We start from the raw sequence: 15010 nt of genomic DNA, 5'->3' as shown, positions 1-15010 counted from the left end.
AGTTCCTTTATTAGTGAGTGATGCGGCGAACCGCAGTGGTTTTGGTATCTGGTGCTTCTGTAGGCGATGTGACAGAAGCGAGCAGTTCTAGAACGTGCTGATATTGGTGTCCCGTGGCTCTGGTCATGCCCAGTTCGCAGGTTCTGTTGAGGGATGCGTATGCGTCAAAGTTCCGCTCGTTGACGGACCGGGCCTCACTCGCCGTAGCTGCTGCCGTCAGTTCGGGGTGGAGCATTCCTCGGTCGCCGGCGAAGGCGCAGCATCCCCAGTCTTCGGGGATGATGACTTCTTCTGCGACTGCCGCCGCAACTCTGCCGAGAGCTGCGTTGAGTCCCATGCGTGTGGACGAGCAGGTTGGGTGCAGGGCCAGGCTGCCGATCTTTTTGCCCAGTGGCAGGGTGTGAATCACGTGCTCATCCACAAATGCGACTGCGTCAACAATGCGTAGACGCGATTCGCCCGAGACGATGGTGAGCAGGGTTTCAAGGCCTTCGGTGCATGAGGCCGCGTCGCAGACTACCGGAAGCTCGCCGTGGCGGCTTGCTTCCCAAACAGCCGGAAGGACCTTGTCGCGCATCCGTTCGTAACCCGCGGTCATGCCCTTGGACTTCCACGGTGTACCGCAGCACATGTCCACAATCCCATCGGGTATCGCCACGGCAACTCCTGCGCGGTCACAGAGCGCCAGGAAAGCACTTGAAACACCCGGTCCGTCGGAGGAGGCTGGACCAAACATCGTGTTGATGCAGGCTGCCAAGTACACAGCTTTAGGTTCCGGCGCGTGCAGCGGAAGGCGGCGAGTACCGCCTCCGGGCAGGTCCCTGTCCCAGCGGGGCACTCGGTCAGTGCCCGCGAGCAGCCGACCGGCTTCGGAGGCCGCGGTGACAAGCGGTGCCGGCAGATACTTGACGGCCGAGAGGGCCAATCCGCCAACTTGAGCTACCGCACCCCAGTTGCCCGCGGCCGCTTTCCAGCCCGTTCTTTCGATGCCGTTGCGGCTCTCCGCCCGGAGGCGCTTCACGAGCTGTCCGGTGTCAATCAGGACTGGGCATGCCGTCTGACACATGCCGTCGACAGCACAGGTTTCAACGCCGTCGTAACGGTAATCGTTCTCCAGCTCGGCTTTTAGTGCGGTGTCCCCGTTGTGGTCTGCCCTGGCAATCTCACGCCTCAATACGATGCGTTGGCGAGGCGTGAGCGTGAGGTCCTTGCTGGGGCACACCGGCTCGCAGTAGCCACACTCCACACAACGATCCACCTCTGCCTCCACCGTCGGGGAGGTCTTTAGGTGGGCCATGTGTGATTTCGGGTCGTCGGTAAGAACGATTCCCGGGTTGAGGAGTCCGAGCGGGTCGCACAAACGTTTGATTTCGCCCATCATCCCGTACAGGCTGTCCCCGTACTGGCGGCGGACAAAGGGAGCCATTATCCGCCCCGTCCCGTGCTCGGCTTTCAGAGTCCCCCCATTGGTCAGCACAAGGTCTACCATTTCGTCCGTGAACGCGGCATAACGCTCAAGCGTGGACTGACCGCTGGCCTGGTCGAAGTGCTCGTTGAGCAGGAAGTGAATGTTGCCATCCTTGGCGTGACCGAAAATGACACTGTCCTCGTAGCCAAAGCGCTCGAAGAGAGCCACCAGCCCCTCGCACGTCGGCAAAAGATTCTCGAGTGGAACCGCAATGTCCTCCAACAGGGCAGTTGTGCCGCTGGGTCGATTGCCGGCAACGGTAGCGTACAGACCTTTCCTGATGTGCCATAACGAGGCACGTTCGGCGGCATCCGATGACAGGGCTGCGGGCCGTACCAACGGCAATGACCCAAACAGGGCCGCGCTGGACATGATTCGGTGGGAGAGTGCTTCCTCGTCGGCTTCCTGGAATTCGACCAACAGGGCGGCATGCCCTTCCACGTCAATGGAGCGGAGGGCTTCGTTCGCTTCAGGATCCCTCTGGGCGACGCGCAATGATGTCGCGTCCAGCAACTCGATAGTGGCGAAGCCGGCCGAGACCAGCGCGGGCAGACTAGCTGTGGCCGCGGACAGTGAAGGGAAGTAGAGGAGGCCGGTGGCAGTGTGCGGCTTGACCGGCACGGTCCGGAACGTCGCTTCGGCAATAAATGCAAGTGTTCCTTCACTGCCGACCACCAGGTGTAGGAGGATATCGACAGCCCGTTCGAAGTCCAGGAAAGAATTCAGCCCGTAACCCATCGTGTTCTTGATGGAGTACATACGCCGGATCTGCTCAACGTCGGAAGTGTTGGCAAGAAGCCTGGAGCGCATGGCCAGGAGGCCCGCGTGAAGGTCAGGCTCCTGGTCGCGCAGGCGGTCGTCGGCGTCAGAGTGGCTGGTGTCGATCGTCGTTCCGCTGGGCAGGACGATTATTGCGGATTCGATGGTGCGGTACGTGTTGAATTCCGTGCCGCATGCCATGCCGCTGGAGTTGTTGGCAATGACGCCGCCGATCGTGCAAGCGGCTTCGCTCGCCGGATCGGGCCCGAGCTTGCGCTTGTGCATCGCAAGGCGTGCATTCACCTGACGCACGGTCGCCCCGGACTGGGTCCGCACATGCTCGCCGCCGTCGAACACCTCCACGGCGCGGAAACTCCGGCGAGTATCGACGAGAACGCCGTCAGTTGAGGCCTGCCCGCTCAGGCTTGTACCGCCCGATCGGAAGGTCAGGGGTACTCCGTGGCGCGCGGCTCCACGCAGTAGCGCGGCGACCTGTTTGGCGCTTTCTGGGACCACGACTGCGCGGGGCGTGAGGAGGTAGTGGGATGCGTCGTGGGCGTGCGCCAGGCGGTCGGACGCGCGTACGCGGACCCCGCCAGGAACGGCGCATTCCAGTTCTTCAATCAGTGCCCTGTCCACTCCCGGTAGGTGGGAGCGATGGCTGGAGCTAGTGCGACTCACGTGACACCTCGGGACCGGACGACCCGAGGAGGAAATCCATGTCGACGCCGGTATCTGCTTGCAAAACGTGGTCGACGTAGAGCCGTTCCCAGCCCCGCTTCGGATTCGCATAGCCTTGCACTGTCGCGGCGTTGGGTGTGCGGGCGGCCAGTGCCTCGGGCGCGACCTCCATGTCGAGGAGGCGCTTGTGGACGTCGAGGCTAATGATGTCCCCGGTACGTACCAGCGCAAGGGGTCCGCCGGCAGCTGCTTCCGGAGTTACATGAAGGACTACTGTTCCGTAGGCCGTGCCGCTCATTCGCCCATCGCAGATTCGGACCATATCGCGGACGCCCTTTTCGAGCAATTTTTTCGGCAGCGGCATATTCGACACTTCAGGCATGCCCGGGTACCCCTTTGGCCCGCACCCGCGCAGGATGAGAACGGAGTTCTCGCTGACATCCAGGTCAGGGTCGTCGATCCTGTGGTGCATGTCCTCGATGCTGTCGAAAACGACCGCAGGGCCCCGGTGCTGCATCAGGTTAGCGGAGGCAGCGGAGGGTTTGATGACGGCTCCTCCGGGGGCGAGATTGCCCCTTAGGATGGCGATGCCGGCTTCGGCCTGAAGTGGAGCGGAGCGCCGGCGGATGACGTCTTCGTCCCAAATGCGTGCCTCATCGAGGTACTTCACGAGAGGTTGACCGGTCACGGTCAGCGCTGTGGGGGAGAGCAGGTCCTTAACTTCGCGCAGCACGGACAGGAATCCGCCTGCCCGGTGCAGGTCATCCATCAGGAACTTGCCGGATGGCTGGAGATTGACGAGCAGGGGGACTCCCGCGCCGGTACGGTCGAAGTCGTCGATCGAGAGTTCTATGCTCAGCCGTCCGGCGATCGCCAGCAAGTGCACGACGGCGTTTGTCGAGCCGCCGATTGTGGCCAGGGCGACGATTGCGTTGAGGAAGGACTCCTTGGTCAGGAGCCGGCCAGGGGTCCGCTGATCGCGGACCATCTCTACGATAAGGCGCCCGGTCTCGTGCGCGCCGGCGAGGAGATTGCTGTCGATGGCGGGGGTGCCGGCCAGCCCGGGCAGCACCATGCCCAAGGCTTCGGCAACCAGGGCCATGGTAGAGGCCGTGCCCATGGTGTTGCAGTGCCCACGGCTCCGGATCATGGAGGACTCGGACTTCAGGAACTCGCGGTTCGACATTTCCCCGCCACGAACCTCCTCACTGAGGCGCCAGACGTCGGTACCGCAACCCAGGGGGGTGCCACGAAAGGTGCCCGTGGCCATAGGGCCTCCGGGGACCACGACGGCAGGAATGTCCACCGAGGCGGCAGCCATTAGAAGAGCCGGGATGGTCTTATCACAACCGCCCAAGAGCACTACGCCGTCGATGGGGTTCGCCCGCAGCATTTCCTCGGTCGACATGGCTGCCATGTTCCGCCAGAGCATCGCCGTAGGCCGGACTTGGGTCTCACCCAGGGAGACAACAGGCAGATTAAGCGGAACCCCGCCAGCCTCCCAAATGCCTCTCTTAACATGCTCGGCGACCTCGTCCAAGTGTGAATTACACGGAGTGAGGTCTGAGGCTGTATTTGCGATGGCGATCTGAGGTTTACCGTCGAATGAATCTTCGGGAACACCCCGCCGCATCCAGGCGCGATGAATATAGGCATTGCGGTCGTTGCCCGCGTACCACTGAGAGCTGCGCTGCTCGCCCATGAGTCAACTTTCCATTAATTGAACTATGAATCAAATACATTGAATATTAAATTTGAGTGCGTGTCCAGCGCTGCATCCTGCTGGCGCGGTTGCCGCCCGGTGGGCGGGTGGCTATTATTGCGTAGAACGTTGCACGTCAATTTCATCGTATCGAGAAGTCCGGCGCCCTGTCGTCCGGCGCGGCGGGCCAGCCCGCCGGCACCGGTTCAGAGAGGCGGAGCCTCCCTCGACCGGCAGAAGGAACGGCGGATCGAGGATCAAGCATGAGCAAACACGCGACTAACCCCTGGATGGATGAGCGGCTGCCCGCCATTGAACGGGCCGAGCTGCTCCTGAGAGAGCTGAACCTCGACGAGAAGATGGCTCAGGTCTCTTGCTACTTCCCGACGGACATCACGCAGACCACCGACTTCGCCGAACGCTTTCCGCACGGGATCGGCGAGGTGTCCACGCTTGAAACACGTTCGGCGCTGACGCTGGACGAAGTGACCGCGTTCCAGCGCCGGGTCCAGACCGAGGCCATGGACGGTTCCCGGCACGGGATCCCGGCGATCTTCCACATGGAGGGGCTCTGCGGCGCGTACCTGCCGGGGGCGACGAGCTTCCCGTCCGGGCTGGGCCGCGCGGCGAGCTGGAACGTTGACCTGGAAGGCAGGGTTGGCCAGATCGTCGGCAGGCAGGAACGAGCGCTAGGCATCACGCACACCTTGGCTCCCGTCCTGGATGTTTCCCGCGACCCGCGCATGGGGCGGCAGGGCGAAACCTACGGCGAGGACGCGACTCTCGCGGCCGCGCTCGGGGTCGCTTTCACAAGTGGACTACAAAGCGAGGACTCGGACGGTCGGCGCACTGAGGCGGTGGCGAAGCACTTCGTCGGCTCGCACCACACCGAAGGCGGCATCCATGGAGCGCACTGCAACGTCCCGGACCGCCTGCTGGTGGAGCTGTATGGCAAGCCTTTCCAGGCCGCGATTACCTTGGCTGGGCTACGCGGTGTCATGCCCTCCTACAACTCAGTGGGCGGCGAGCCGGTGTCGGCGTCCGCCCGGCTGCTGACAACGCTGCTGCGGGAGAAGATGGGTTTCGACGGCCTGGTTGTCTCTGATTATGGGGCCGTGGGAAACCTCCATGGTGTCCAACGCGTGGCAGAGTCCTTGGCCCATGCTGGTTTGGCAGCCCTGCGCGCGGGGATGGACGTCGAGCTCCATGTGCCGCAGGGGCTGGGACCCGACCTGCAGAACTGGTTCGCGGAGGGACACGCCGACATGGCGCTCCTGGACCGCGCTGTCCGGCAGGTGCTGGCGGCCAAGTTCCGCATGGGGCTGTTCGAGCACCCCTTCGCCCCGGACCCCGCTGACCGCGACAGCTCGTTCCGGTCGGCTACCGACGCGGCAGTGGCCGTGCAATCGGCGCGGGAGTCGCTGGTTCTGCTGCGCAACGACGGCGTGCTCCCGCTGCAGCAGGATCTCCGGAAGATAGCGGTAATCGGCTGTCACGCGGTGAGTGCTCGGTTTTTCTTCGGTGGTTACACGCATTACTCCATGGCAGAGGGCAAGCTTGCCGCCAACTCCTCAATGGCCGGCCTCGCCACCCGCAGTGACGATATCCAGACCATCACTAACAACATTCCGGGCACGACGATCGAGGCGTCTGAGGGTCCTGCCTTTGAGGAGCTGCTGCAACGCCAACAGCCAGGCATCCGCTGCCTCCTCGACGAGCTCCGCCGCCGAATGCCTGACACCGAGGTGAGCTGGACCTACGGCTATCCGGTCGCCGGCAACGACGACTCCGGACACGAGGAGGCCGTCGCCCTCGCCGCCGACGCCGACGTCGTGATCCTGACGCTCGGCGGTAAGCACGGCACCGCATCCATTGCCTCGATGGGGGAGGGAATCGACGCAACGAACATCAACCTCCCGCCCTGCCAGGATGACCTGATCGTCAAGCTCGGCCGGCTGGGCAAACCGATGATCGGAGTGCACCTGGATGGCAGGCCTGTGTCCAGCGACGCCGCGGACAACTACTTGTCGGCACTTTTGGAGGCGTGGAGCCCCGCCGAGGCCGGCGCCGAGGCGATCGTCGACATTCTGACGGGGGCCCACGGGCCGAGCGGCCGGCTTCCGGTCAGCGTCGCTCGGAACGCCGGTCAGGTCCCGGTCTACTACAACCATCCGCACGGGTCTGCTTGGCACCAGGGCGACAGTATCGGGTTCCCCGACTACGTCGATGCACCCCACACGCCGCGATACTTCTTTGGACACGGCCTGTCGTACACCACCTTCGACTATGCCGGCCTGACCATCTCCAAGCGTGAAGTGGAGGCCGTCGACACAGTCAAAATCTCGCTGACTGTGACGAACACGGGCGAGCGTCCAGGAACCGAGGTCGTCCAGCTTTATTTGAGCGATAGGTTCGCGTCGGTCTCGAGGCCGGTTCTGGAGCTCGCTGGCTTCCGGCGTGTCGATCTGGAACCGGGGGAGAAGGCCCGGGTTGACTTTCACCTTGACATCAGTCAAGTGGCTTTCGTGGACGCAGACATGCGCTGGCGCGTCGAAGCCGGCGAGGTGGAGGTCCTGGTGGGTGCCTCCTCGCACGACGTGCGGTTGGCTGGCACTGTGTCCATCATCTCAGGCGCTCTCATCGACGGGAGGACGCGCGGTTTCTACGCTCGGTGAGGACGACGGCGATGCTGTCGCAGGACCATGAATGGCTCTACCTGCCGGGCCAAGGAGATCCTTCCGGCAGGTTGATGACAAGGGGCTGCCCCAAGTTTTGTTGACTCCGTGACCTGGCGAGCTTGTGCTCGTTGAAGGATGTTGGCCATACCCACGCCTTATGGGGGCGGAGTTCCACCAGGATGTTGTTGATTCGGCATCCAAGGGTGATGCACCGCAGGTGCAGATTGCGTTCAACCGCTCGAATAGGAACCAATCAACTAAGACCGCTTAGAGCTGCCTAAGATTCCGAGTCAATAAAAGCCGGGGCAGTCTTATGCCCTGGCTTTTACGTTCGGACAGACCTAGCTTGGGCGGTAGTTCCTCGTTCGATCAGCCTTGGGACAATGACGTGATGCACGGCCTCGGTTCTGCCCTTGATCCGATCGATAAGCAACCGAGCTGCGGTGGCTCCGGTGGCGCCCCCTGATTGGTCTACCGTGGTCAGCGAAACGCGCTTCAGTTGGCTGGTAAAGATGTTGTCGTAGCCGGCAATGGAGAGGTCCTCCGGGATGCTCAGCCCTCGCTCCTCAGCTGCTCTGAGAACACCAAGCGCGGCGATATCCGCACCAGCAAATATTGCCGTTGGCGCGTAGCGCCTAGCGAGTGCCTCAAGCGCGGCTTGATGTCCGCCCTCTTCTGTAAATCCAGGGACTAGTACGTCCGGAGTGAGTGAATATCTTTTCATCGCGCCCTCATAACCATCTCGGCGGGCAATGTGCGAAGGCACATGTGGTCGCTGCAGCCCGCCCGAGGAGTGGCTGATATGCATGATTCGCTCGTGCCCAAGATTAACGAGATGGTCAACGACAAGTCGCGCTCCTTCGTGATCATCATCCACCACCGTGTCGAAATTATCAGCACCTCCGTGCCGGGCAATGACGACCATAGGGGTTCTTGCTCCGATACTTTCCAGTTCAGCGTGCTCTAGGGCAGGACCGATCAGAATTAGCCCGTCAACCTGTCGATCAACCAGCGCTTCGATGCTGCGCCGCTGACGCTCTCGTGACAGGCCAGCGGCGATCATCACATCCTGGTAGGGGCCTTGCTCAAGCTCGGTGCCTACGCCTGTAGCAAGTTCAACCTGGAAAGGTGCCGACATCTGCACGAGCACTACACCTATGGTGAATGATCGGCCACGCATGCCGCGAGCTCCTGCATGTGGTCGGTATCCCAACCGATCTATCGCAGCGGACACCTTTCGCTTCATCTGTGGGCTCACGCCACTCGCGTCGCGAATGACTTTGGATACTGCCGAGACGGAGACGCTGGCGTCGCGCGCGACATCTTCGATGGTGACGCGCCGAATCGGCGGTGCACTGTGATCAGTGTCTAAATGGGCTTCCGTCATGTCGGCCATGTGGTTTCTTCATACCACCTTTCCTGCTAGGTCGATCGTCGCGGATGAGTTGACGGGGTTGCGCCATGCAATTGCTTCATCTGCACTGCAACGTTACCCAAGTTTCTTGCAGAAAAATCTACTTTGCTTGACCTGCGACAAGAATGGATCCTAAAGTGACGTAGAACGTTGCACATAACGCTTCTTGCCAGCTGCGGGTAAGCATGGCAATTAGGAGAGCTGTCACTAGCGTCCGGCAGGAATCATGGACGTTCGTCCGAACCAGGGAATTTTCCAATTGAGATTTCTCCTAATTTAGACCCCCGCTCCCGGGCTGCAGTCATGTGCGCCCCCCTGAGATCAGCATCGAGCGCATCGGTGGTACCGGCAGGATCTCCGGCCACCTGGAGGATAGGAGATTACTCGCATGGTTTCAGCTGGACGGCCTTCTGCGCCCCGGTTTGAGCACCGAACGGAAGATTTGGTGGTGCTCGGCCTCGGGGAACCCTCGCCACGCCTGTCATGGAAAATTCCGCACGCCAGCGAGGGATTTCTGCAAACGGCGTACGAACTTGAGATTACGCGCGGTGAGTCAGTGGAGAGATTCACTGCAGCCAGCAGCGAACAGCTCTTTGTTGATTGGCCCAGCGAGCCCTTGTCCTCACGTGAGCGGGTCACCGTCCGGGTCCGCGTCGCGTATTACTCCGACTGGAGCGAATGGAGCGATGAATCAGTCGCCGAAGTGGGGTTGCTAAACGCAGGCGACTGGACTGGTCAGTTCATTAGTCCCATGGGACTAGGTGGATTGGACGCAGGCGCACCAACATTGTCGGGCTGGTTAGAAGTCCCCCGGGGTGCGGTGAAGGCGCGTTTATACGCAACGGCGCATGGCGTATACCGTGCGCATTTGAACGGGAAGCCGGTTAGTGATGCAGTTCTGGCGCCAGGCTGGACGAGTTATGAGCATCGACTTCGCTACCATGCGTATGACGTGACAAGTCTTGTCCAGGATGGCGCGAACACCCTTGATTTCACTCTCGGGAACGGCTGGTACAGAGGTCGTCTGGGCTGGGAAGGTAAGCGAGCCATCTACGGCGAACGGCTGAGTCTGCTGGCCCAGCTGGAGGTGACCATGGAGGATGGCCGCTGCCTGATTTTGGCCACCAACGGCGAGTGGACAGCTAAGGAAAGCGAGATCATTTCCGACGATCTGTACGACGGTCAGCGCACCGACCTTTGGAACGCGGAGGTTCGGGCCAGCACCGGTACAGTCCCCGTAGAGGTCGTTGACGAGGACTACGGACGTCTGGTAGCCCAAGAGGGGCCCATGATCCGTCCAATAGGAGTATTGCCTGCCCAGCGAATCTGGAGCTCGCCAGCGGGTCGCACCCTCGTTGACTTCGGTCAGAATGCGGTCGGATGGGTTCGTCTTCGAGTTCGGGGACTCACAGCAGGTAGTGAAGTAGTGGTGCGACACGCAGAGGCTTTGGAGGATGGAGAACTCGCAATCCGCGCTCTGCGTTCGGCTAAGGCGATCGATTCTTACATCGTCGCTGGCGTTAATGTTGAAACCCTGGAACCAGCATTCACGCTACATGGATTCCGTTATGCGGAGGTCTCGGGGGTCCCGGATCTGCGGGTTGAGGACCTCGAAACTGTAGTTGTAGGCTCAGACTTGCCCTGTACAGGCTGGTTCTCCTCCTCGCACGAGTTGCTTAACCGCTTCCATGAGAACGTAGTTTGGTCGACCCGTAGCAACTTCATTGATGTACCCACAGATTGCCCTCAGCGCGATGAGCGGCTCGGCTGGACTGGCGACATCCAGATCTTCGCACCCACTGCCTCCTTTCTTTATGACGTGACGGGCTTCCTCGCTTCCTGGTTGGCCGACTTGTCAGCAGAACAACTTCCGGATGGCTCTGTTCCGCACGTCATCCCGGACGTGATACGTAGCGAACTGATGTCGTCGCCCGCTGCGGCTTGGGGGGATGCCGCGGTCATTGTGCCATGGACGCTGTATCAACGCTACGGGGACGTGGGAATCCTCCATCGGCAGTTTGGCAGTATGAGGGCATGGGTAGACGGAGTGCTTCGCATCGTTGGTCCGGATCGCCTGTGGTCGGGGGGCTTTCAGTACGGTGATTGGCTGGATCCTGCCGCGCCGCCCGAGGACCCTTTCCGCGCGAAAGCAGATCCTGATGTTGTCGCCACCGGACACCTGGCTCGGTCTCTGCAGATCGTCGCAGAGGCCGCCAATATTCTCGGTCGGATTGAGGAAGCAAAACGATACGCCGGACACGCGGAAGACGTGCGGGCGGCCTTCGCGCAGGCATTTGTCACTCCCTCCGGTCGAGTCCTGTCCGACGCCCAGACGGTCTATGCATTGGCCTTGGAGTGGTCTCTTCTTCCTGACCAGGACCAGCGCCGGCGTGCTGAACGCCGGCTCGCCGACTTGGTACGCGCCAGTGGCTTCCACATCAACACAGGGTTCGTGGGCACTCCACTGATCTGCGACGCGCTGACGTCAGCGGGCCATCCGGAACTCGCACACAGTCTCCTGCTGCAAACTGGCTGCCCCTCTTGGTTGTACCCAGTCACTATGGGGGCTACCACGATATGGGAGCGATGGGACAGCATGCTCCCTGACGGAAGGGTAAACCAAGGTGAGATGACTTCGTTCAATCACTATGCGCTTGGCGCGGTGGCGGATTGGATGCACCGGAGCGTCGCCGGTCTGGCCCCGGCGTCGCCAGGGTATCGCACCATGATCATCCGCCCGCAGCCTCCGGAAGCCCTCCACAGCGCAGCCGTCCGTCACCTCACCCCCTACGGGGAAGCAAGTGTGTCATGGCAGCGGAGGCGAGGTCGGTTCCGTCTAGATGTAACGGTGCCAGTTGGTACATCGGCCAGGGTCTACCTTCCGGACTCCGCGGACTTCGTCCACGTCAGACACGGCACACACCAATGGGACATTGCTTTCCCCGACGGCCATCCTGACCGTCCGAGGGCCTTGGAGTTTGGCGACTCCGACCATCCGTATGGAGGAAACCAGCATGAAGGAGATGCCCATAAACGGCAACGCGGGGACGCGGCCCCCCATTGCAGCGCGCTCTCGTAATACGTGACTCGCGGCGGTAGCATTCCGTTATATGGAACGAAACTCCAATTAATTGACTACGTGATGTCGCTGCCCTTACAGTCTTCATGAGCGGGCCGCGGCACATGGTGTTAGGTCGATTGCCCGTCCGACGAAGATCCGCGAAGTCTTGAGGTGCCGCATCTTTGTTTGACGCACTGAGAGTTTCCCGGCCCCCAAAGACGATGCTGAGGCGACAACGTCAGAAACGGGGAGTCATTTGCAAAACGCCCGACACATAGGAAATCGATGAGGACGTACGACAGTATTCGGCCAGGCCGGCCCTGGCTTGACACAAATGGACTCCGTATTCAGGCACACGGCGGATCGATGCACGTGGAGGACGGCGTCTTCTACTGGTACGGCGAGAACAAAGAACGGACCCTGCCGGGCAGCGGTATATGGCATTGGGGGGTGCGCGCCTACTCGTCCACCGATCTCTACAACTGGGAAGACAGAGGCCTTATAATCCCGCCCGTTGAGGACGACCCAGGTTCACCACTGCATCCCTCACGGTTCATGGATCGCCCACACATCATCTACAACGCGTCCACCGAGCAGTACGTTTGCTGGCTAAAAGTCATGGAAAACGACGGATCCCAGCGGTCTACTATCCTGACCGCAGACTCCTTCCTCGGACCCTACGAAATGGTCGAAAGCGGCTTTCGGCCACTCGGCATGAACGCAGGTGACTTCGACCTGGTTATAGAGCCGAGCGATGGAAAGGCCTACTACTACTTTGAGCGCGTGCACAGCGAGATGATTTGTGCCGACCTCACTGAGAACTACACCGATGTCACTGGCTACTATTCGACGCATTTCCACCAGGCGTCACCGCCTTTCGTCAGGGAAGCGCCGGCTCACTTCAAGCGCGGGACCACGCATTTTCTCGTCACCTCAGGTACGACTGGCTATTTTCCGAACCCCTCGGAGCTGGCCAGCGCGCCGTCCTATCACGGGCCTTGGACGGTACTCGGGAACCCGCACTCTGACGACAAGAGCGATACATCCTTCCGGAGCCAGATCAGCTGTGTCTTCAAGCACCCTGATAAGGCGGACCTGTATATAGCCATGGCAGACAGGTGGCGCCCGGATCTTAGCCCCGAAGAATCTGACGCACGGGGACTGTTCGAACGGCAGTTTGCAGGGACTCCACTTCCGGATGACGTCTCTGAGGATCTGAGCATCGTCGACGCGTCGCAGGCCGACTACGTGTGGCTTCCCTTCACCTTTGATGGAGATTTCCCCCTGCTGCAGTGGCGCGACGAGTGGCGCATAGAAGCCTTCGATTAACGCCAGCGAGCGCATATGTCCTGTCAGCTCCAGATACTCATAGGCGTCCCGTAGCCCGTTGACCGATTGCTCACCTTCGACTGATAGGAAATCCGCCAAATGAATGATCGACAACAGCTCGTATCTCCGGGTTTTGGGCCTGTTGCTGACGCCTTTTTCCAGACGGTTGACGTGGATGGGCGCGCTGGCGCGGCGCTGTCGATCTGGCACGAAGGTCAACCTGTAGTAGATCTCTGGGGCGGAGTAGCGGACGGCCGGACAGGCCGCCCATTTGAATCCGATACCCTCTCAGTTGTCTTTTCGTGCACCAAAGGACTTGCGACCCTCCTGATAGCGGTGCTTGCCGAGCGCGATGAAATGCCACACTTTGAAACGACCGTTGCTGAACTGTGGCCGGAGTTCGCGGCGCATGGGAAGGGCCGACTGACCGTTGGTGATGTCCTGGCTCATGGGGGAGGCCTTTCTGCGCCACGGAAGGACCTGACACTGGAAACCGCACTGAACAGCCTCGCTCTGGCGGATGAGCTGGCAAGCCAGGAGCCGTTGTGGAAACCAGGGGAAAGCCATCAACACCACACCGTCACCCACGGTGCCCTTACTGCCAAGTTGGTAAAGCTTGCCACAGGGCGCACAGCTGGGTTGGTCTTCAACGATGTCATCGCACAACCCCTCGGTGCTGATGCCTGGATCGGCCTTCCTGACACATCCTCAGCCCCCTTGAGCGACGACGAACGTGACTCGGTGTATTGGGTAGAGCGGGCCGGCAACGTGCTGGGCCAGATTGGTCCGGAGAGCTTCAACCAACGGTTGTTCCACCACGCCGAACTCCCTGGAGTCGGCGGAATTGCATCAGCCTGGGCCCTCGCGAAAATCTGGTCATCCGCGGTCACCACCACGGACGGAATCCGCCTTCTCCAACCACACAGCGCGGAGAACCTGCGCGCATTGCGTAGTGAAGGGCCTTCGTTCTTCGTGGGCAACCCCTCTTACCAGTCTTGGCGAGCCGGTGTAATGGTCCCCTCGCCGTGGCAGCCCTACATGTCACCAACGTCCTTTGGGCAGGACGGTGCGGGAGGCCAGGTCGCCTTCGCCGACTCCGAGGCAAAGATTGGTTTCGCTGACGTCACCAATCTGATGGGGGATTTTGAAAGAGGTCAATCGGTAGTTTGCGCTCTAACTAAAGCCTTGAGGTGACCCCTTGTCAGACCGCCAAGATCAGCAGCCACTGCCGCCTCAAGCAGAATTGCCAGACCAGGGGGATGAACAGTCAGGGACTGCAAGGGGACTGTTACCGTGCTTTGCTCCCGCAATGGACAATAGTGAACGCCCCGCACGCATCAGTGATGTTGCTGTTGCCTGCGCCGTTTCGGTCACCACGGTGTCCAATGTTCTCAACAATCCTGAGCGGGTAGAGAGAGCGACGCGTGAGCTTGTGTACGGAACCATCGCGAAGCTCAACTACGTTCCAAATAGGCATGCAGTCGCCCTGCGAAAGGGTTCCCGGGCTAAGCCAAGCCAGGCTCGTGAGGCGGGCCACCGGCTTCCAGAACCGACGCAAGGGGAGGACGGTGCCCCTGTCCAGATGCAAGCAGAAAGCTCCCTGGAGAATACTCGACCCACTTGGGAGCACTTGAGCCCAGGGGACAAGGTGCAGGTTGTCCGGTTGGGTATGCAAGAAGGAACCGCGATGATTGACGCTGTCATGCCGGACCGTTCGGCTCTTTGGATCTTGATGAACAACGGCATGGGCCGGTCCATGGTCCTTCAAACAGACGATATCGAACTGCTGCCCACGGACGTGTGACGGTGCTGCGGCCCTTCCGTTTGTTCATATCAACAGGCGAGCTGCCTCTCTCAACATGACCTATTCCCCACGCAACAACAGACAAATGTCGTCAGATTCCGAGCAGGTCCAGAA

The 15010-nt window shown here is 60.8% G+C and carries 7 protein-coding genes and 1 pseudogene; 5 read left to right on the top strand and 3 right to left on the bottom strand.

The features are described from left to right. Nucleotides 1–10 precede the first annotated feature (10 nt). Nucleotides 11–2908: an FAD-binding and (Fe-S)-binding domain-containing protein gene (locus tag ACIQLI_RS06425; protein ID WP_400386276.1), complete on the bottom strand. Its 2898-nt coding sequence runs from the start codon at nt 2906–2908 to the stop codon at nt 11–13. After that, nucleotides 2895–4610 carry an IlvD/Edd family dehydratase gene (locus ACIQLI_RS06420; RefSeq protein ID WP_400386273.1) on the bottom strand — a complete coding sequence of 572 codons (1716 nt, stop codon included), beginning with the start codon at nt 4608–4610 and terminating at the stop codon, nt 2895–2897. Before ACIQLI_RS06420 ends, ACIQLI_RS06425 begins: the two co-directional genes overlap by 14 nt. A gap of 263 nt (nt 4611–4873) precedes the next feature. Between ACIQLI_RS06420 and ACIQLI_RS06415 the strand changes: the two genes are divergently transcribed. Next, nucleotides 4874–7285: a glycoside hydrolase family 3 N-terminal domain-containing protein gene (locus ACIQLI_RS06415; protein WP_400386270.1), complete on the top strand. Its 2412-nt coding sequence runs from the start codon at nt 4874–4876 to the stop codon at nt 7283–7285. 328 nt (nt 7286–7613) lie between these two features. Here ACIQLI_RS06415 and ACIQLI_RS06410 read toward each other — a convergent pair whose 3' ends face one another. Continuing rightward, nucleotides 7614–8684, bottom strand: a complete 1071-nt coding sequence (locus tag ACIQLI_RS06410) for a LacI family DNA-binding transcriptional regulator (protein WP_400386267.1) — start codon at nt 8682–8684, stop codon at nt 7614–7616. Between the two features lie 406 nt (nt 8685–9090). On the opposite strand from ACIQLI_RS06410, the gene ACIQLI_RS06405 reads away from it, so the two are divergent. The 4 genes and pseudogenes from ACIQLI_RS06405 to ACIQLI_RS06390 form a co-directional block, all read left to right on the top strand. Then, a complete protein-coding gene (locus ACIQLI_RS06405; protein WP_400386264.1) occupies nt 9091–11781 on the top strand; it encodes a family 78 glycoside hydrolase catalytic domain in 2691 nt (896 codons plus the stop codon). Between the two features lie 348 nt (nt 11782–12129). Then, nucleotides 12130–13092, top strand: coding sequence for a family 43 glycosylhydrolase (locus ACIQLI_RS06400; protein WP_400386261.1), 963 nt, complete (start codon nt 12130–12132; stop codon nt 13090–13092). A 99-nt stretch (nt 13093–13191) separates the two neighbouring features. Next, nucleotides 13192–14286 (top strand): serine hydrolase domain-containing protein, encoded by a 1095-nt coding sequence (locus ACIQLI_RS06395; protein WP_400386258.1) that lies wholly within the window; start codon nt 13192–13194, stop codon nt 14284–14286. Nucleotides 14287–14401: 115 nt separating this feature from the next. Then, nucleotides 14402–14551: pseudogene (locus tag ACIQLI_RS06390) on the top strand (LacI family DNA-binding transcriptional regulator); the annotation flags it as partial. Nucleotides 14552–15010: the final 459 nt, after the last annotated feature.

Origin of the sequence: Paenarthrobacter sp. NPDC091669, from assembly GCF_044756725.1 — a bacterium.
In the GTDB taxonomy this organism is placed as follows: domain Bacteria; phylum Actinomycetota; class Actinomycetes; order Actinomycetales; family Micrococcaceae; genus Arthrobacter; species Arthrobacter bambusae_C.
This window is presented reverse-complemented; position numbering and strand designations above follow the sequence as displayed.